Below are 20816 nucleotides of genomic sequence, written 5' to 3'. Positions count from 1 at the left end.
CGATTTGGTCTAAGATTTTGTCCGCATGCCCAACTGTTCAATTTAGTTTAGCACTGACAGGTGTGGGTTAAATATAAGCTAAAGGAAATTTTTCCTAAATATAAAAAGATTGGTTGCTTGAATAAGCGGCTTAGCCAAGGTGTTTCCATCACAACTAATAATAAAAGAACAATTCCTAGAGCGGTGACAGGCATGGCATCTCGTCTACCTAAGTCGATTCCCAAACCAGCTGCTACCCATTGGAATGGAATAAGAAATGGTAACAAGATTCCAGAGACCATCCTTACCCATGGGCGGCTGGCGACAATCGCTCGCAGTTGTTCAATATGCTTGCACAAGACCGCACCGATAAAGAAAAAGATAAAATAATAATTCGTACGACTTAAGCTTTCGCCCCAATAGCCACCAAGTTGACTAAAGCTATCATTTAGAGTCCAGTTGGCCAATGCGACAACAGCCACCACACGCATGGTAGAGTAGCGAGATAAGGCAGCTGCAATGAAAGGAATAAGGAGGGCAATCCGCCATTCTTGGACGATGCTCCAAAAAGCACCGGCAGTCACATCCATATTCACATCAAAGGCTAAAAATTGCGCAAGGATCTCAAATAAAGACGGCATACTGCTCCACTTAATGTTGAATGAGCCGCTCAATGAGATCGTGCTTTTCAAGCTTGAAAACAAAGCGATACAGATTAGGGTGACGATGAGAATCAACCAATAGGGTAGAATCAAGCGTGAAAAACGTTTTTTCACAAAGGCTAAAAAATCAATTCGTCGCCCTTCTATATAAGGTTTAGCAATGACGAATCCACCAATCATATAAAAAAGAATCACGGCTTCATTACCTGCCCACAATAGTTTCAAAGGTGTCAGTGTAAAAATAGCCCACAGTTTATTTTTAAAGTCTAAGGATGCATTGCTGGCATGCCCCGCTTCAACCATTACAATCAGGTGAAAAACCATCACGATGATGGCTGCCAGCCCTCTCATACCGTCAAAAACCTCAATACGACGGCTTTTAGTTGTTTTTGTTTGCATAAAAAAATCCAGCCTCTCGTTCATGTTTATAACACATGGTAACGGGAAAGCTGGTTTAAAAGCAACTAAAAGCCTTTGTGTCACGGAAAATACATGGTGGTGACATCTGAGTGACATATTATTTTTTTAGCGTTTCATCTGTTTCTTTTAAAATATAAATCGGTCGTTTCTTCGTTTCTAGGAAGGTTTGACCTAAATACTTGCCTAGAATACCCAAACATAGGAGCTGCAAACCACCCATGCCCAGAATCATGACCATTAAGGATGTCCACCCACTCGTCGCGTTACCAAACAACAACGTTCGAATAGCGAAAAAGAGCGCCAATAGAACTGCCACTACAAAGGCAATAAAGCCGATGAAAGACGCAATCGCCAGTGGAACCGCACTAAAAGCGATAATCCCATCAAAGGAATACTTCATCAATCCCCAAAATGACCATGATGTTTTCCCAGCTGGACGTTCGATATTAGAATATTCAATATACTTGGTCTCAAAACCAACCCATGTAAAAATCCCCTTAGAAAAGCGATTATACTCCGTCAATTCCAGTACCGCATCCACCATCTGCCGTGTCATCAAGCGATAGTCCCTCGCCCCATCGACAATATGGTTATCCGAAATTCGGTTAATCAATTTATAAAATCCCTTAGCAAAAAAGGAACGAATAACCGGCTCTCCCTGGCGGTCCACACGTTTAGTGCCCACGCAATCATAGTCGCTATTTTTCAAAGTCCGATACATGGTCGGCAACAAATTTGGCGGGTCTTGAAGATCCACATCCATCACAGCCACAAAGTCTCCCTTTGCGTGCTTCAAACCAGCATACATCGCCGCCTCTTTTCCAAAATTACGCGAAAACGACAAATAATGCACACGCGAATCAGCTTGCGATAAGCTTCTCATTTGGTCTAGGGTGTTGTCTGTGGAGCCATCGTTGATGAAGATGAGTTCGACATCACATTGATTCAGTTCTTCCATAACTGCTATCATAGTTTTGTAAAAAATAGGTACCATTTCTTTTTCGTTGAAGCAGGGGATAATTAAGGATATAAGATCTTTCTGCATGCAATCAGCTCCGTCTATTCAATACACATCTTTCCAATATCTTAACATAAAAAAAGAACCTCCGAATTTAATTTATCGAAGATTCTCCTTTTAACATTAATAAAAATTCATTTTCTCTGCATAATTTTTACCAGTTGTTAAATCATATAAAATCAAATCATATTCTTCTAATAATAGCTGAGTAGATGGTTTCAATTCGCTTCTATTAGTTTTAAGCCCTGTTTCTCGCTCTAAATAATTACCTTTTTCAAAAGCAGGGAGAGCGTTTTCTAGCCTTTCTAACAAAGCGATATAAGGTGTTACTTCAGCGTTTGCTAGTTCTAAAACATGATTTATAAAGTATATTGGGCTAATTGTTCCAATATCCTGGCCTTCTTCTTGCTTAAAATTATTGTAAAACAATAATGGTGTTTCATGAGTATTTAGATAACCATTCTGCTCAATTATCTTTGAGCTATAGAACGCTGGGAGATGATCTCCCCAAAATACAACAATGGTTTTCTCTTCAAAGTCATCTAATTGAGTTAATAACTCTTTAATTGCAATATCACTGTATGTCATGCCTTGTAAATATTGTTCGACTTCCTCCGTATTAATATAACCAGTCACTTTATAATCTACTTGGTTATAATTACCACTATATGACAAATGATTTTGCATCGTTACTAAGTGAATAAAATCCTTCTCTTCAGAATCTTTTAAAACATCTAAAACTTCTTTATATGCTTGCTCATCTGAAATATAAGGATTATTACCTATTGCTTCGTTAAAAAAATTGGGTAGAAAAATCTACCCAATTAATTATATTATCCTAACAAAGCTCTCTTGTCTACCCAACCTAGTCCTTTTCCGTTTAATTTAATATATACAAATGTGCCACGTGGTGTCGTCTTTTCTTCTGTTGCAGTTACAGTATTATTAAAATAAGATGATGTCATACCTATTTTTTTAAATCCATTTACACCATAAGGAAGGCTGTCTATCGAATGAACTTTTGTGACTATTTTCGCTGCATAATGAACGCTTCGGGTTGATTGGACAGTTTCTACAGATAAGGCACGTTTGTCTACCCAGCCTAATCCTTTTCCATTCAAACTCACATACACGAACGTTCCGCGTGGTGTTGTCTTTTCTTCTGTCGCAATAATATTTTTATTGTAATAAGAAGATGTCATACCTAATTTCTTAAACCCATTTACACCATAAGGAAGGCTGTCTATCGAATGAACTTTTGTGACTATTTTCGCTGCATAATGAACACTTCGGGTTGATTGGACAGTTTCTTCAGATAAGGCTTGTTTGTCTACCCAACCCAAACCTTTTCCATTTAGCGTTACGTATACAAACGTTCCGCGTGGCGTCGTCTTTTCTTCTGTCGCAATAATACTTTTATTGTAATAAGAAGATGTCATACCTAACTTTTTAAATCCATTTACACCATAAGGTAAACTATCTATTGAATTATTTTTTGTAACAATTTTCGCTGCATAATGAACACTTCGGGTTGATTGGACGGTTTCTACAGATAGGGCTAGTTTGTCTACCCAACCCAAACCTTTTCCATTTATACTCACATACACAAATGTTCCGCGTGGTGTTGTCTTTTCTTCTGTCGCAATAATATTTTTATTGTAATAAGAAGATGTCATACCTAATTTCTTAAACCCATTTACACCATAAGGTAAACTATCTATTGAATTATTTTTTGTAACAATTTTCGCTGCATAATGAACACTTCGTGTTGATTGGACGGTTTCTACAGATAGGGCTCGTTTGTCTACCCAGCCCAAACCTTTTCCATTTAGCGTTACGTATACAAATGTTCCGCGTGGTGTCGTCTTTTCTTCTGTCGCAATAATATTTTTATTGTAATAAGAAGATGTCATACCTAACTTTTTAAATCCATTTACACCATAAGGTAAACTATCTATTGAATGAACTTTTGTAACTATTTTCGCTACATAATTCACGCTTACAGTTTTTGTTACTGTTTCAGCTACAATAGCTTTTTTATCTACCCAACCTATTTTCTTTCCATTTTGAGTGATTAAAACATAAGTTACACCCGAATTCATTGTTCTTTCTTCAGTTGCAATAATGTTAGTATTTAAATACTTTGAGCTACTAATTGTATTTGAATTATCTAAAAAGTCAGTCTGAATCGTATAAGATCCAGACGTTACTTTAGCAGCATAATTTACGGTTTTCGAGGATTTAACAACATCAGTACTTAAATCTGATTTCTTTACCCAACCTATAAAGGTATTCCCTAAATACATTTTCGACCATGTACCTAAATTATTAATTTTTTCTTGTTTTACTGTAATAGTCTGCCCTATATATTTATTAGTATTTCCTAGTGATTCATAACTAGCAGTTCCGTATGGCTCAGAGTAAATTGTAATATTTTTTTTGTCAATTCTTGCTTTATAGTTCGTTGTATATTGTTCTGTTATAGGATTTGTAATTTTTACATGCGTATCAAAACGAGTTAGATTATTTGTAGAGATTGTCGCATTCAATTTTGAACCGTATTTTGAATCTGTTGCGTATCTCCCGGTCAACCACTCTGTTGCATCCATATGTGAAGCTGTATTTTCAACCCACGCACCTTTATAAATCTCTGGATTATAAGAGACGCCATTTTTAATTTTATCTACGTAGTCTAACAATGCCTCTCTATATGATGAATAAAGTCTAAAGTAATCTTGAATCCAAATAACTTCATTGTTAACCTCTTCCCACGTTAACATTACAATGGAATTACCATTATAGCTACCCTTAACACCTGACAGATTATTACCAACAGTAGCTAATGCGCTTTTCCCCCATCCAGACTCATGTGCAGCTTGAGCAATCATAACTGAGGCATATATATTATTTTTAGCTGCTAATTCTTGAGCAATTGGTGAAATATAATTTATGAAATCACTCGGTGTAGAGAATGTTTTCTTTTCTTTATCTATTTGATCATAGACGTTCACTCCGTCAACACTAATTAAATCACCTGTGCTAATAAGGTTTGCATTCTTTATATTTGGATTCCATTTTAAAATCTGATCAACTGTTGTGGAATACGCAGTAGCTATTTTAGATAGTGTCTCGCCTGATTGAACATAATGATAAGTCTTTCCATTTACTTCAGCTATCTTAGCTTTTTGAACAACTATCTTTGCTATTGGTGCAACTTCCTTTATCTCGCTTTTCGGCTGTTGAACATCTGTCACAGGTTTCTCAACTACTGTATCTTCTTTTTTTTCATCTTCACTTTTTCCGGGTATTTCTATGCTGTCATTTTCTTCTTCAACTTCAACTATTTTTTTGTATACAGTAGCTTCACTTTTTTCTCCCTGATCAGATACTGTGTAGAATACTAAGTCAATATTGTGGAATTCTTCACTTACTTCAAAAGAAAATTGACCTAGTTCATCTGTCATAACAGTTTCAATTAACATGTCATTTTGCCAAATTTCAACTGTTTTATCTGGCAATGATTGTCCAAAAATCATTGCTTCACTTTCATCAATAATAATAGGCGCCAATAATACTTCTCTTTGGGAGTCGGTTATTTTTAGTTCTTTACTAATTTTTACATCTGACTCTTCATCTATAGCATCAAATTTCAAAACCTTACTTTCTGAATAACTAAGTAAATCAATTGTAAATTGACCTATCTCATCAGGAATGATGGTACTAAACTCCCCATCATCAATGGTTAATAGAATACTTAAACCTGGATTTGTTTCGCCTTTAATTTCAGTTTTATCTTCATTGATTTCAAGATTTAACAAATATTCTTCTTCAATTAATATTGTTTCTTCCTGTTCAATAACCGACACTTTTTCTTCTGATTCTAAAATACTTGTTTGGTCTACTGTATCAGCATATACAATTGGTTCTTCTGTAAATGTACTAAGAACAATAGAACTTGAAAATAAAACCAGTGCACTTAGTCTATTCTTTTTCTTCATCGTTTTCTCCGTTTCTCCTATAAATAGGAAGCTGTTCTTGTATATTTACAAAAACAGCTTCCTATTTATTTTAATAATTATTTAAAATAATTATCAATACCCTTAGCAATCGCTTGTGCAAGCGTATTTTGGTAACTATCTGTAGTCAATTTATTAAGTTCATTTCGATTACTCATATAGCCTAATTCTAACAATACAGCAGGAATCGCTGTTTCTCTAAGAACAGCAAAGGTATCTCTTCTTACCCCGCGATTGTATGCCTTTGTACTACTAATTAAACTATTATGAATAGAATTAGCAAGTTTTGAGCTTTGTAAAATTCTTTGTGGATCATTATGAAAAGCTCCATTTATTTTTGAAGGATAATCTGGATCATACTCATAGTAGTAAGTTTCAATACCATGTGCTGTCGAATTATTAGGCATCGCATTGTGATGGACACTTACAAAAATATCGGCCCCACTTGCATTAGCAATTTTAGATCTTTCTGTTTTAAAGTCAAATGATGTATCAGTTGTTCTTAACATTATGACATTGTATCCCATATTTTGTAAGAGTTTTTGTAGTTTTAGTGAAACTTGCAAGTTGATTTTCTTTTCTTGAACGCCATAATAAGTCGCCCCAGGATCGGAACCGCCGTGACCAGGATCAATAAAAACAGTATATCCAAATGCTTTGGTATCAAGCCAACCTAACTCTTTACCATTTACTTTAATCAAAGCAAAGGTTCCTCTACGTGTTGTTTTTTCCTCTACAACAGTAACCTTTTGCTTTAAATACTGCGCTGATTTTGCTACATTTTTAAAACCTGAAATACCATATGGTAATGTATCAATCGTAAATCCAGTTTTACTAATTATAGTTGTATAGCTTGTCTTTTTAGTAGAGCTAACTGTTTCTTTATTAAGAGCTCTAGTGTCAATCCAGCCTAATAGCTTACCATATCTATAAACTTTCGCAAACGTTCCTCTAACGGTTACAACTTCCTCAGTAGCAACAATATCGGTACCATAATATTGAGATGAAGCAGCAATTTTTGTAAACCCTCTAACCCCATATGGTAATGTATCTATTGAATTGTTTTTGGTAACAATTCTAGCAGCATAATGAACCCCTTTTGTAGAAGTGATAACTTCTGGGCTTAATGCGTTAGTATCTACCCAACCTATTTCTTTTCCACTAATTGATATTAAAGCAAAAGTTCCCCTACTTGTCTCTTTTTCTTGAGAAACCACAATATTTTTATTGTAATACTTTGATGTGCGATCAATTGTCTTAAAATTATATACACCATATGGGAGTGTATCTATCGTATTATTTTTAGTGCTTATTTTTGCAGCGTAGTTGACATTAGTCGTTTTTAAAACTGTTTCAATTTCAAGACCTTTTTTATCTATCCAGCCTACTTCTTTTCCATTTATAGATATCAATGCAAAAGTTCCTCTGCTTGTAGTAGCTTCTTCATTCACAATTACTTTTACATTTTTGTAATCCGGTGATCTTCCAATTGTTGAAAATCCTTCTATACCGTATGGTAGCGTATCAATAGTATTATTTACACCTACAATTTTGGCTGCATAATTAACCTTTATTCTTTTATTGATAACTTCTTTTGATAGTGCATTAATATCTACCCAACCTAACTCCTTGCCATAGCGATAGACATATGCAAAAGTCCCTCTTCTTGTTACCATCTCTTGTGTAACTACAATGTTATTTCCAAGAAATTCGCTTGTGCGGTGTAAAGTTTTAAACCCATTTAAACCATATGGTAACGTATCTACTGTGTTATTCTTTGCTACAATTTGAGCCCCATAAGTAACATTTTTCGTGCTAATTGTTACCTCCGGTTCAAGTGCATTCGTTTTAATCCAACCAATATCTTTTCCATATAAAGTTAGATAACTATATTTTCCATTAAGTGTTTCCGCTTCTTTAGTTATTACAAAATTACTATTTTTATGACTTGTAGCATTTGCAACTTTTTTAGCATTTATCAATTCTTCAGGCAAAGTATATATATCGAAGCTATAGTCTCTTATCCTTGCTGCATAGCTCGTATTCTTTTCATTTAAAATGTCATTAGCAATAAAAACTCTTGCTAATTTTTTTGGAGAACTTTCTTGAACTACTTCTTCTTTTTCTTCAACAACTTCAATATTCTCTTGGATATCTTCCTCGATAACATCTTCTATAAGTTCTGATTCTGAATTTTCAATATCAGTAGCTGATTCTTCAGAATTATCACTCTCTGAAGCTTCTTCTTTAGGCTCTTCTACGACTTCATCATTTTCATAACTCAAATCGTAGTTTGTTAGAACATCCGACACTAAAACTTTATAAGCATCATCTTCTATTAATTCAATGACATCATCTAAAGATTCTACACCTATAACATTAGAATTAATGTTTATATAGAAGTCTTCTATCGAATCCTCTATACTGGGGTATTCTTTATATGTTCCCTCTTCGTCTACCATAGCAAAATAATTGTTATTTAGGACAAAGTCATGATTGCCCCAATCGCTTAAAATTGCCATTTCCGAAATAATAAGTTCTGGCAACACGTGCAAACGAAGTCCTACCTCATTTGCTATATCTATATGCGAGTCAATAAAAACTTGACGGTCTTCTTCTACAACTGACGTGGTTTCAATATTATTATCTGTAACAACAGCCAATATATTAGGAACCGGTGCGCAAAGTAACTGGAATACAAGCAAACTAGAAATCCATCTACTCTTTTTAATCAATTTTTTACCTCCAATAATTTTATTACTAAATCAGTATAACATTATACTATCTAATTTTTAACCTTTTTCGCATAACATATTATTTCACTTTCTGAAAAATTCATAAAATGGAAACAAAAAAGATTCTTGATTATTGCTAATCAACGAATCTTTCCTCTATTATTTATGTAAAATAGTAATACTTTCACAATACAGATGTACAGCCTTAAATTGTTTTTTATACCATTTCTTTGTTGTTTTTTCTCTTTCAACAAAAATGTATGGTGTTGTAATTTCTACATCAGTAGCAAGCTCATTAAGATCATTTATATAAATAGCTTTAGTCACATTATCTATTTTATCTTTTAACGTTTCTTCAATCTCAAATTCACTTAATAAAATAACCGGATTATTTTCATTTTGCAATAACCTAATTAGATTTTTCTCAGTATTATCATTTAATAAGATTAAACGGTCTCGATCAGCTACACTGTAAGAAAATGCATATGTTATTTTTTTAGAACTGAATATTTTAGCAATAGTAATCAAAACTGCTAACATTACAGCAGCAATTACGCTTCCAACCAATGTTAACACTAGATTTTTTAAATTAAATGATTCTTCTCTGCTAAATTCAGGAATTGCTTCAATATCACTAGCAGCGAAACTTTCTGAATCATAAATTTCTGGTTCCGATACAATATAAACTAATTTATTATCTAGCATGTTGATTTCGCCAGATAGTATATAATCATAAAAGAATTCAGAAACTTTTAGATTCTCCTCTTCTGTTCCTACATTAGCAATAAACGTAAATATATGTGTAGAACCATTTCTCGATAAACCTAAAACACCTCTATCATATTGTGTCTTTTGAAAATCGTTTCTAACTTCTTCTAGCAACACATCTGTTATTTCAACACCAGTTTCTTTCTCAGCTTTCTCTAGAACATCAGGTAGAAGCATATACTCTTCTATAATCATAGAGTTAATATAAATTGTACCGTCTTCTTGTTCCACATACATTCTAAAAATACCAGGATTACTTTCTTTGGTATCTGAAATTGGTAACTCTTCGTCAGTATTACTACTATTTAGATAGCTTAACCCAATTGATCCTCCAAAAATAATAACAGTAAATAAAATCGTTAATACAACTAGACTTTTTCTGAATTTTTTAAAGAAATTAGATAATTCAGATATCATTATTTGGTTGTTCATAATAGTCTCCTCATCTTAAAATAACAAGCTCTACGCTTGCCTCATATATTTACTTACCATCTCAGAAAGTTCTTTTTTATACAACAGTAAAATCACACATACATATAAGAAATATGATATAAACCCTATAGGTAAAGAAAGAAGATTCGCACATATATAAAAGATAATAATGTGAGAAAGAATAAATATGCTTTCTTTTATTCCATCACGTAAATACCGATATTTAAAGTTGGTTACTATAAAGTACCATATTAAGTAGGAAAGAGTAGTAGCCATCGCTATGTGTTCCATTTTTGAAGAAATAGATGAAGTTATTGCAATTAAAGTTATTGCGATTGCTAAAAAAACTAGCATATCTTTCAAATACTGTTTTTTATTATTTCTTGTTTTATAAATGTTGTTAAAAATGACATTTGATTCCATAATGTACGGTATCGAAATAAATGTTATAGATAGTATTGCTAAGGCTGGTACATATTTGGAAATATAGTTTGTAATGATAAAGCTAAATACGAAAAAGCCTAAACCTCCAAAACATCCAATCAGCAATAATATCTTTTTCAAATTTATTAACATCTCTTGATCTTCTTTTTTTGCGATTAAGTTATAAAAAACCAGACTAATTGCATTGACAACTAATAGAATAATATTTAACAACGATGTAGAAAATGAATATTGAGCAAACTCCTCTGTCGAAAAACCAAAATTTACAAACCAGGACCCAATATTCGCTATAAAGGTAACAATCATATTTGAAAGTAAGATAACAATTCCTACTTTGAATAAATGATAAATATCTTCAGCAGATAGTTTTCTAACTTTTTCTTTTTTAAAGTTAAATGTTTTTCTAAAGTTAATTTCATAAAAAATATATGCTAATAACAAAGCAAAAACGTGAGCAAAGATATATACAGAATAGTCATTTCTTGAAACTAAAAATATTGCGATGATCATCATCAAAACATTAAAGATCGTATTATACATATTTAATTTAGAGTAATCTTTGAATTCTCCAATCGCTTGTAATAAATTTTTGTGGAACTGAATTAAGTTCATTAAAAATGTAGCTATTGAAAAATATAGCAAAACAATATCTTGTTTAAGAAGCGCAAAAGCTAAAACAGCAACAAACATAACTGTTTGAAAAGTTTTTATAAACTTAACTTCTGAATTCAGTTCGCTAAGATTTAAATCAAATTTATTACTACCACCGTATTTAATGTAGATTCCATCGTTAAATCCAATATTAAAAATGTAAATAAATGTTAAATACAACGTAAATTCTTTATATTTCCCATAATCAAATGTACTGATGTATATAGGTAATATAAAACCTAAAATAAAACTACTACCTAAACTGAAAATGTTAGCAGAGGCAACTCTAAATATACTTTTTAATGTTTCCAATTTATTGCCTCCTTATTAGTAAATACTATCAAGAGTTTCTGCTCTATTGTTGGTTTATAGCTTATTTTGTCCACAGATAGAATATTTAAGTAGGAAACGACAATTCCAAAAAACACCCATATCCAGATAATAGGAAAATTCGAACTTGAACTTGTTGATCCCATAATATACGATACGAGAATACTGATTAACGAAACTGATGTATATTTTATAAATGGGTTTGTATAACTTTGCAATCTAATTTTGTTTAGTTTCCAAATCAAATTTCCGTAAAAAATGATATAAAAGATAAAGATTACATAACCATAGTTAACAAGAATGTCTAGCCACCAATTATGTACTGAGTTGATGTTATTAGTATTATAAATACTATGGTTTTCTAAATAGTAAGCAATGTTTCCAGCGCCTATTCCCAGTCCGTTCGAATCTCTTAAAAAGACAAATGCATTTTTTATCAAATTAATTCTTATCTCATCACCTGAATTAAAAAATTTATTCAATAGTACATGATTAACTGTAAAAGAAACAGAGGGAATAACGTAAATAGATACGATGAATAAGAGAGTCGAACCAATAACCATTAACCATACTTTTTTTCTATTTGAAATAAATAAGATATATGTAGCAATACCCAAAGCAAGAGCTAAATAATTAGCGCGAGACATAGTTTTATAGATTAAAAAAATAGACGACATAATTGTAAATAGGTATAGTAATTTAATTTTTTTGTTTTTTTCAACCATCATTATTGCAAAACAAATAAAAATTGAGAATACTAAAAACGTAGCAAAATCATTTGTATTATTAAATAATGATAGTGGATTACCCCTCTCCTTAAAATCTGGAATTAATGGAGACGTAGAAAAAATATATTTACCAGTTGTTACATTAACCCAACCAATAATATTGTGAATAATAGTAAGCAACCCTACATAGTTGAAAAGTTCATAGAAATCCTCACTTGATTTGAATATATAATTGATAACAACCATGACACATGTCGCAATATATATATATATATTGTAATTTAACCATCCATTTAAATCTTCTGACCATATAATACTTATCAAAGAATATATCAATAGCACTAACATAAATAGAATAGAATAACGGTTATTGTGATAATCAGATTGGTTGATAGTAATCGTTCCCTTAACAGCCTTTAAAATGAAAATTCCTATTAGGATAGAAGATAGTCCTGCTAATATCAATAAATGTCCCTGAAAAGGAAATAATGTTACTGTAACAATTACATACAACAAGTACTTAATCATAAAATCCCAGCCTTTTTCTTACATATATTTATTTTGTGTAGCTTTCTCCAATTTTAAATGTACTTATTTTTTTAAAAATAAAATCTTCATACAATTTACCAGCTATAACATTATTAAACGCTTTTTCATCGAGCGCTGATTTACGTTCTTCAACTGTTGGTAACTCTTCTTTACTCACTCTGAGAATTTCATCTTCCCATTCTCCTAAAGATGCTTCTAAAGGCAGATATGAAACAAGATTTAAGCCTAAATCTACTTCTTTAGTGATTGTATCTGCAATAACAGCAGGTATACCTGCTGCTTGAGTTTCTACAATAACTGTAGGAAGACCTTCGTAAAATGAGGGTAAAACAAAGACATCAAAAATTTGGTACAAAATATTAGCGTCTTCTCTTCTTCCCAAGAACATGACATACTCTGAGAGGTTACTTTCCTCTATTAATTTTTTGATTTCATCTTCTAGTTCTCCGGCACCTACAAACAACCACATAAATTCTTGGTTATTTTCTGCTAAATATTTAATCAACTTAACCATGAAATAATGATTTTTTTGAAGATTGAATCGACCTATATTTCCAAGTATTAATCGATCCGTTGGAATATCATTTACCGTTTTAAATTGAATGATTTCTTTATCAGTCATCTGCAACATATATTTATTTAATGGAATACTGTTAGGTATATGCATAACTTTATTTTTTTTAACAACGTCTTCTCCAAAAACAAAATTTGAAGACTCACTGCTACATGATGTTAACTGATCAGCTGTATAGCGCGATATATATTGATCTAGCTTCACTCTTATTTTATCTTTAAAGCTATCCATATTGTCATACTGTGTTTTATGAGCATGTACAATAAATCGATTTACCTTTAATTGAAGGGCCATCATTTTAAAAACAAGGGCATAGTGCCCAGAAGTATGACATTGAATCACATCATATGGGCCATTTTCTTTTAACATTTCAATTGCATGTTTGTAAAATTTTCTAAATCCTACTTTTTTAGGTTTAAGAAATGTTAATGCCTTACCATTTAGTAGAGCTATTTCTTCTAGAAACTCATCTGTATAATCGGTGAATCCAATAACATCAAAAGAAATTTTCTCTGGGTCTACAACTTGAGCTAAATTTCTGATGTGAGACGATATTCCGCCACCATACCCACTCATAATATGAAGAATTTTTTTTCGCTCTAACATTATAATATCCCTCCTTAAATCTTACTTACTTTATCACATATTTATCTATTTTATGACTTAGTGTTTAAATTTCAAATAAACTTAAGGTTTTCATAATGCTATCTTTATTTGTCGATTTTTCTTTACCATATTCAAAGGCTTTATGAGATATTATTTGATAGTCTTCATTGCTCATTTTTATTGCTTCATTTATAGCTGAAATAAATCTATCTTTTTCTCCAAGAGCAATATCCCAACCTACATTTTTTTCTTCTAATTGAAGCCATGGTGTTTGGTCGCTAATAATAACAGGGCACCCTCCAACAAGAGCTTCCGAAATAACATGTCCGAAATTTTCTCCATATGTGGGAAGTAGAAAGAAATGGTTTTCTTGAAACTTCTCAAAGATTTCAAAATGTTTCAAAATACCTTTATAAACAACCTTTACATTTGAAGGTAATTTTTTAATATACATCTGACATTCTGTCCAGTATTCGTCATCCTCAATAGGACCATAAATAGAAAACAGAACATTTCCTTTTACATTTTTCAAATAAGTTAGTGCTCCTAATAAGTTTTTCATAGGATGTATTCTAGAAATAAATATGAATTTACATTCATTGCTATTTTTTATAAGTTTTTTTGAATAATCTAAATGAGAGTAATTAGCTGTTAAATTACTAGCAACCTTAATACGAGTTTGATTTCCCATGATTTTTTCAATATGATTTTTTTCTGTGTCTGCAGTTGCATGCCAACTGATTGACTTAGAAAACCCTAAATTTTTAAAAAAGTTAATATATAGTCTCTTCTTTGTAGCTTTAAGACTTAAAGCTCCTGGAGAGAATTCACCTCTAGGAGCTAGAACAATGGTTCCTTTAATTCTATTACTTATTCTTTTTGCGATAACTGGCAATATACTAAAGTGGAAATCAAAGAAACTATTTAAGTAGAAATGATCAAATTCTTCTAATTTCATTATCTCAATAACTTTAGCCAGATTTAAATCTTTTCTATTTAAATATCTTACTTTTGCATTTCCTACATTCATCCAGATGTCGTTGTTAATATTCGAAAATGGTTTAGAATCACCTAGATCTCTATCTGAAGTACAAATGTAGAAATCAAGGTCACTAGAAAGATTCTCTACTAAGTTCTTAGTAGAAACAATAGGACCTCCTCCCTTTACACTTGGTGTAAAGAAAGGAGCAAAAATTAGAACTTTCTTTTTCATTAGCATTCTCTCCAAACTACTCGTTTCACATAGTCTGTATAAGATAAGATAATTCTTAATACTTTTTCAGAAACATTCGGCATACTGTAATCTGCCACCAAACGTAATGTTTCTTTTTCCTGTGTGTCAAGTACTAATAGTCCTTGCATAATTCTATTTTTGTTTAAGCCAACCATCATCACACTAGCTTCTTCCATCGCTTCTGGTCTTTCATGAGCTTCTCTAATATTTAACGCTCTAAATCCTAAAATAGAAGATTCTTCGCTAATTGTACCACTATCACTTAACACGGCTTTAGAATGTACTTGTAAATGATTGTAATCATTGAACCCTAAGGGTTTCATTAATTGAACATTGCTGTGGAATTTAATTCCTTTTTCTTCAATTTTATTTCGAGTACGAGGATGTGTACTGACAATAACAGGCATATCGTATTGCTCTGCAATAGCATTTAACGTCTCTACAAGTCCATTAAAGTTCTTTTCTGAATTAATATTTTCTTCCCTATGGGCAGAAATTAAAAAGTAGTGTCCCTTATCTAAATTCAAACGAGATAGTACATCTGAAGCTTCAATATCTGCTTTTCTAGAGTTTAATACTTCAAACATTGGACTACCTGTTTTAATAATTTGATCTGCTGGTAATCCTTCTGCCAAAAGATATTCTCTAGCAATATCACTATAAGTCAGGTTAATATCTGCTGTATGATCAACAATTTTTCGGTTTGTTTCTTCTGGAACACGCTGATCAAAGCAACGGTTTCCTGCTTCCATATGAAAAATAGGAATATGTCTTCTTTTTGCTGCAATAGCACATAAGCAACTGTTTGTATCGCCTAAAACTAACATAGCTTCGGGTTGAACTTCTTCTAAAATAGGGTCAATCTTCACTAAGATATTTCCAATTGTTTCTACTGCCGTTCCAGTTGCTGCATTTAAGAAATAATCTGGTTTTCTTAAATGAAAGTCGTTAAAGAATACTTCATTTAATTCGTAGTCATAATTTTGTCCAGTATGAACGAGAATGTGTTCAATCGCCTCTGATTCTTCCAATTTATTAATGACTGCAGCTAAGCGAATGATTTCTGGTCGTGTTCCGACAACAGTCATAACTTTTAATTTTTTCATTTTTTAGTTTATACCTCCAAGAAATATGTATCTGGTTGCTCAGGATTAAACGGTTCATTTACCCACATAAGCGTTACTAAGTCTGTCTCACCAATATTTTCAATATTGTGAGTATAACCAACAGGGATATCAACGACCTCTATTTTTTCTCCACTCACTTTATATTCAATTACTTCTTTTGAATCGAGCGGTCGAAATCGAATAACACCTTCACCACTGACAACTACAAATTTTTCATTCTTAGTATGGTGCCAATGATTTCCCTTAGTAATACCCGCTTTTGAAATATTAATAGAGACTTGCCCTCTATCAGGCGTTCTCAAAATCTCAGTAAAAGAGCCTCTTTGGTCAACATTCATCTTCAAGGGATATGAAAAATTTTCTTGAGGCAAATAACTTAAGTAAGTACTGTATAATTTCTTCTCAAATCCATCTGCCATATTAGCTATTGTTAATGATGAACGACTTTCTTTAAACGATTTAATCAAATCAACAATTCTTCCAAGAGTCGCTTCATGAACAACTGGAACCTCGTAAAAATTATTTTTTTGATTTCCCAACCCTTTTGAGGCGCTAATTAACTCACTTACAACATCATCAATATAGACCAATTGCATCAAAACACTTGGATCATTAATGGTAATAGGCAAATCACGAGCAATATTATGACAAAAAGTCGCTACGGCACTATTGTAGTTGGGACGACACCATTTTCCAAAAACATTTGGGAAACGGTAAATAAAAACTCTCGCACCTGTCTCATTACCGTAATCACGTAGAAGTTTTTCGCCAGCCTGTTTACTTCTCCCGTAGGGATTATCTAACTCTGCTTGAATGGAAGATGAAATCATCACTGGAGCTTTATTTTCATACTTCTTTAAAGCTTCTAATAAAATCGAAGTGAATCCAAAATTCCCCTCCATGAACTCTTCTTCAACTTCAGGACGATTCACGCCTGCAAGATGAAAGACGAATTCAGCCTCTTTGCAATAGGTATCCAATAACATTGGATCTGTCTCTTTATCATATAAAAACAATGTGTCATCACTCGTTGCCTTTAAGTGGGCAACAAGGTTTCGGCCAATAAATCCGTTTGCTCCAGTTATTAGAATTTTCATTATTTAACCCAACCTTTTAATTCTTCTTGAACATATTTCAATTCCAATAATTTTTCCATCATTGCCTCTACAGTTAGTTGTTCCGTATTGTCTGAGTTATATTCATCTAAATGAACAGCTTCTTTATTGCCTTCATCAAAGAATTTACCATAGTTTAAATCTCGTTTATCTGAAGGCACACGATAAAAGCCACCCATATCAATTGCACGAGCTGCTTCTTCTTTCGTTAACAATGATTCATATAATTTTTCACCGTGGCGTATTCCAATTGTTTCTACAGATAGTTTTGTTCCAAAGATATTTTGAATAGCTTGTACTAAAGTTGTAATTGTTGCAGCAGGAGCTTTCTGAACCATAATATCTCCCTGTTCAGCATTCTCAAATGCAAACATGACTAAGTCGACAGCTTCTTCCAAGCTCATCATAAAACGAGTCATTGATCCTTCTGTTACTGTAAAAGGTTTACCTGATTTTAACTGCTCAATAAATAATGGAATAACTGATCCACGAGAAGCCATGACATTTCCATAACGAGTTCCACAAATTAAGGTTTCTTCTGGATCAACATTACGTGATTTTGCAACAAATACTTTTTCCATCATTGCTTTTGATGTTCCCATTGCATTAATTGGATATGCTGCTTTATCAGTTGATAAACAAATAACTTTTTTTACACCTGCTTCAATTGCAGCAGTCAATACATTATCTGTTCCAATAACGTTTGTTTTTACGGCTTCCATCGGGAAGAACTCACATGACGGAACTTGTTTTAACGCGGCTGCATGAAAAACAAAGTCTACACCACCCATAGCAGTTTGAACACTGCTAATGTCTCTCACATCTCCAATATAAAATTTAATTTTTGCATTATTATATTTTTTACGCATATCATCTTGTTTTTTTTCATCTCTGGAAAAAATTCTGATTTCTTTCAAGTCAGTGTCTAAGAAACGATCCAATACGGCATTTCCAAATGATCCTGTCCCACCTGTAATAAGTAAAGTTTTGTTAGTAAACATTAGATTTCCTCCAGTACTTCTTTTAATACTCGTGCATACTTTTCAGTATTAATTTGACGAGTATATTTTTCTAAAAATAATTTCTTGCTATTTGCTCCCATATCACTAACAAGTTTATCATCAGTTAACTTCAAAATAATCTCAGCCATTTTTTCAGATTCACCGTTTTTGATAGAGAAACCCGCTTGATATTGTAACAAATCTTCAGTTATATCACAAATCGAATCCATTATTGTTAGAACAGGCTTTCCTGCAGCCAAATAGGAGTATGTCTTACTTGGAACACATAAACCTGTTAGTCCTTCAACTAAACTAACAATAAAACCATCAGTGATTGCAAGTGCATCTGCAAAATCTTCTCCATGTAAAAATTCATATATTGTAACATTTTTTAATTTTTCTGAATTTACTTTTTCTTTAAGTAACTCCATCTTATTTCCATGCCCCGCTAGTAGAAAATGAATGTCATTATTTCCCTTTAAGCGGCGTATCGCAGACAAAATGGTCTCCATATCTTGAGCAGTTCCCATATTACCAAAATAAGATATAATCGTCTTTTTCTCATCAAGTAGATGGTTAAACAGTGAATTATCTACATTTTCTTTTTCCTTTAATGTTCTTTCATTATCCCAATTTGGAATTACTTCAATTTTATATGAAGGAATTGAACGATTTTTTTCAATATAATCTTTCATTTCTGTCGATAATGCAATCACTCTGCTCAATCGTTTAAAAACACGGTTATTAATAAATGTCATCATTCGACTTATAATACTAGTCTCACTGATTACTTTTGTTTCTATTGCAATCTCAGGATAAATATCATAACTTACGAAAATGATTTTTGTCTTATAAAGTATATTAGCTAGTGCAGCAACTAGCGGTAAAACTGGCGGATTAGAATATACAATTACCGTTTTATAATTCTTTATTTTTTTTATATTTAAAAGCATTTTTCCTGTGAATGAAAAATAATTAAGTAATCGTCCATAAAATTTACTTTTATCAAAATCACGATACTGAATCCGCTCAATAAAGACCCCATCCACAATTTCTTGCGTAGTTGGGTCTGCTCCTAATCCATATTCATGAGGATAACCACACAACGCTCCTACTTCAAAACCACTTTTAGCCAAATCAAAAGCCGTTTCAGAAGGTAGTACAGCTGAGCTAATATATTCTGGGTAAAAAAACTGGCACATAAATAATACATCTTTTTTCATAAATTTAAAACTCCAATACTCTGTATGCTCTAGTTCTCATTAAATAAATCACGAGTATAGACTTTTCCAACAACATCTTCCAGTGCTTCTTCATGACGATTTGAAACAATCATATCGGAAATAGCTTTGAATTCATCTAGGTCACGAATAACGCGAGACTTGAAGAAGTCATCCTCTTTTAAAGCTGGTTCGTAAACAACAACTTCAATCCCTTTTGCTTTAATCCGTTTCATAATCCCTTGAATGGATGATGAACGGAAATTATCTGAGCCAGATTTCATTGTTAAACGATAAATACCAACGACACTTGGGTTCTTTTTCAAAATCATATCTGCAATGTGATCTTTACGCGTACGGTTTGATTCAACAACAGCTTGAATCAAGTTGTTTGGTACATCATCGTAGTTGGCCAATAATTGTTTGGTATCTTTTGGCAGGCAGTAACCACCGTAACCAAATGATGGATTATTATAGTGCGTTCCGATACGTGGATCAAGTCCAACACCTTCAATAATTGATTTTGTATCTAGACCTCTGACTTCTGCATAGGTATCTAATTCGTTAAAGTAAGCAACACGAACAGCTAAATAAGTATTAGCGAATAACTTAACTGCTTCTGCTTCGGTTGATGCCATTAACTTAACTGGAATATCTTCTTTTACAGCACCTTCAACTAATAAATTCGCAAACTGTTGAGCTTTTTCTGAAACTTCTCCTACGATAATACGTGATGGGTAAAGATTATCATACAGTGCTTTTCCTTCACGTAAAAATTCAGGTGAGAAGATAATATTATTTGTTTGGTATTTTTCTTTCATTTCAGTGACATAACCAACTGGCACAGTTGATTTGATAATCATGGTTGCATCTGGTTTTAACTCTAATATATCTTCAATAACTGTTTCAACCGTTGATGTATCAAAGAAGTTCTTCTTGTCATCATAATTAGTTGGTGTCGCAATAACAACAAATTCAGCGTTTCGGTAAGCTTCTTCCTTATCAGTAGTCGCTAATAAATCTAATTCTTTTGTTGCTAAGTATTCTTCAATTTCTTTGTCTATGATTGGTGACTTTTTGTTGTTAATCATTGCCACTTTTTCTTCGATAACATCCAATGCAATCACTTTATTGTGTTGCGCCAGAAGAATACATTTGATAATCCAACATATCCTGTTCCAACTACGGTAATGTTCATTGTTTTCAT

At 32.6% G+C, this 20816-nt stretch carries 14 protein-coding genes and 1 pseudogene; all 15 read right to left on the bottom strand.

The features are described 5' to 3' along the window. Positions 1 to 47 precede the first annotated feature (47 nt). The 15 genes and pseudogenes from G7057_RS08420 to G7057_RS08350 all read right to left on the bottom strand — a co-directional run bounded on the left by G7057_RS08420 (position 48) and on the right by G7057_RS08350 (position 20807). On the bottom strand, positions 48 to 1040 hold the full coding sequence (locus G7057_RS08420) for an acyltransferase family protein (protein WP_166162739.1): 993 nt from the start codon (positions 1038 to 1040) through the stop codon (positions 48 to 50). 118 nt (positions 1041 to 1158) lie between these two features. Further along, a complete protein-coding gene (locus G7057_RS08415) occupies positions 1159 to 2106 on the bottom strand; it encodes a glycosyltransferase family 2 protein (RefSeq protein ID WP_166162737.1) in 948 nt (315 codons plus the stop codon). Between the two features lie 96 nt (positions 2107 to 2202). After that, a complete protein-coding gene (locus G7057_RS08410; RefSeq protein ID WP_227004706.1) occupies positions 2203 to 2847 on the bottom strand; it encodes a sulfatase-like hydrolase/transferase in 645 nt (214 codons plus the stop codon). A 65-nt stretch (positions 2848 to 2912) separates the two neighbouring features. Beyond that, complete coding sequence (locus tag G7057_RS08405) at positions 2913 to 6077, bottom strand: GW dipeptide domain-containing protein (RefSeq protein ID WP_166162735.1); 3165 nt, start codon at positions 6075 to 6077, stop codon at positions 2913 to 2915. A 77-nt stretch (positions 6078 to 6154) separates the two neighbouring features. Further along, complete coding sequence (locus G7057_RS08400; protein WP_166162733.1) at positions 6155 to 8830, bottom strand: GW dipeptide domain-containing protein; 2676 nt, start codon at positions 8828 to 8830, stop codon at positions 6155 to 6157. A gap of 159 nt (positions 8831 to 8989) precedes the next feature. Then, on the bottom strand, positions 8990 to 10030 hold the full coding sequence (locus tag G7057_RS08395; RefSeq protein WP_166162731.1) for a hypothetical protein: 1041 nt from the start codon (positions 10028 to 10030) through the stop codon (positions 8990 to 8992). A 30-nt stretch (positions 10031 to 10060) separates the two neighbouring features. Then, positions 10061 to 11437, bottom strand: a complete 1377-nt coding sequence (locus tag G7057_RS08390; protein WP_166162729.1) for an MATE family efflux transporter — start codon at positions 11435 to 11437, stop codon at positions 10061 to 10063. After that, a complete protein-coding gene (locus tag G7057_RS08385; RefSeq protein WP_166162727.1) occupies positions 11425 to 12711 on the bottom strand; it encodes an O-antigen ligase family protein in 1287 nt (428 codons plus the stop codon). The genes G7057_RS08390 and G7057_RS08385 overlap by 13 nt, the downstream gene beginning before the upstream one ends. Positions 12712 to 12739: 28 nt before the next feature. Then, the gene (locus G7057_RS08380; protein WP_166162725.1) at positions 12740 to 13912 is read right to left on the bottom strand and encodes a glycosyltransferase; all 1173 of its coding nucleotides are present in this window, start codon (positions 13910 to 13912) and stop codon (positions 12740 to 12742) included. A gap of 64 nt (positions 13913 to 13976) precedes the next feature. After that, positions 13977 to 15125, bottom strand: coding sequence for a glycosyltransferase (locus G7057_RS08375; protein WP_166162723.1), 1149 nt, complete (start codon positions 15123 to 15125; stop codon positions 13977 to 13979). Continuing rightward, a complete protein-coding gene (wecB, locus tag G7057_RS08370) occupies positions 15125 to 16252 on the bottom strand; it encodes a non-hydrolyzing UDP-N-acetylglucosamine 2-epimerase (RefSeq protein WP_166162721.1) in 1128 nt (375 codons plus the stop codon). The genes G7057_RS08375 and wecB overlap by 1 nt, the downstream gene beginning before the upstream one ends. An 8-nt stretch (positions 16253 to 16260) precedes the next feature. Further along, positions 16261 to 17370 (bottom strand): capsular polysaccharide biosynthesis protein CapF, encoded by a 1110-nt coding sequence (locus G7057_RS08365; protein ID WP_166162719.1) that lies wholly within the window; start codon positions 17368 to 17370, stop codon positions 16261 to 16263. After that, positions 17370 to 18389, bottom strand: coding sequence for a polysaccharide biosynthesis protein (locus G7057_RS08360; RefSeq protein ID WP_166162717.1), 1020 nt, complete (start codon positions 18387 to 18389; stop codon positions 17370 to 17372). Before G7057_RS08360 ends, G7057_RS08365 begins: the two co-directional genes overlap by 1 nt. Beyond that, on the bottom strand, positions 18389 to 19612 hold the full coding sequence (locus G7057_RS08355; protein WP_166162715.1) for a glycosyltransferase family 4 protein: 1224 nt from the start codon (positions 19610 to 19612) through the stop codon (positions 18389 to 18391). The genes G7057_RS08360 and G7057_RS08355 overlap by 1 nt, the downstream gene beginning before the upstream one ends. A gap of 29 nt (positions 19613 to 19641) precedes the next feature. Beyond that, positions 19642 to 20807, bottom strand: a pseudogene (locus G7057_RS08350) (nucleotide sugar dehydrogenase). Between the last annotated feature and the right edge of the window lie 9 nt (positions 20808 to 20816).

It is taken from the genome of Jeotgalibaca arthritidis (assembly GCF_011100465.1).
GTDB classification, from domain to species: Bacteria; Bacillota; Bacilli; order Lactobacillales; family Aerococcaceae; genus Jeotgalibaca; species Jeotgalibaca arthritidis.
Note: the sequence above shows the minus strand (reverse complement) of the source record. Positions and strands in the feature narration are given on the sequence as shown.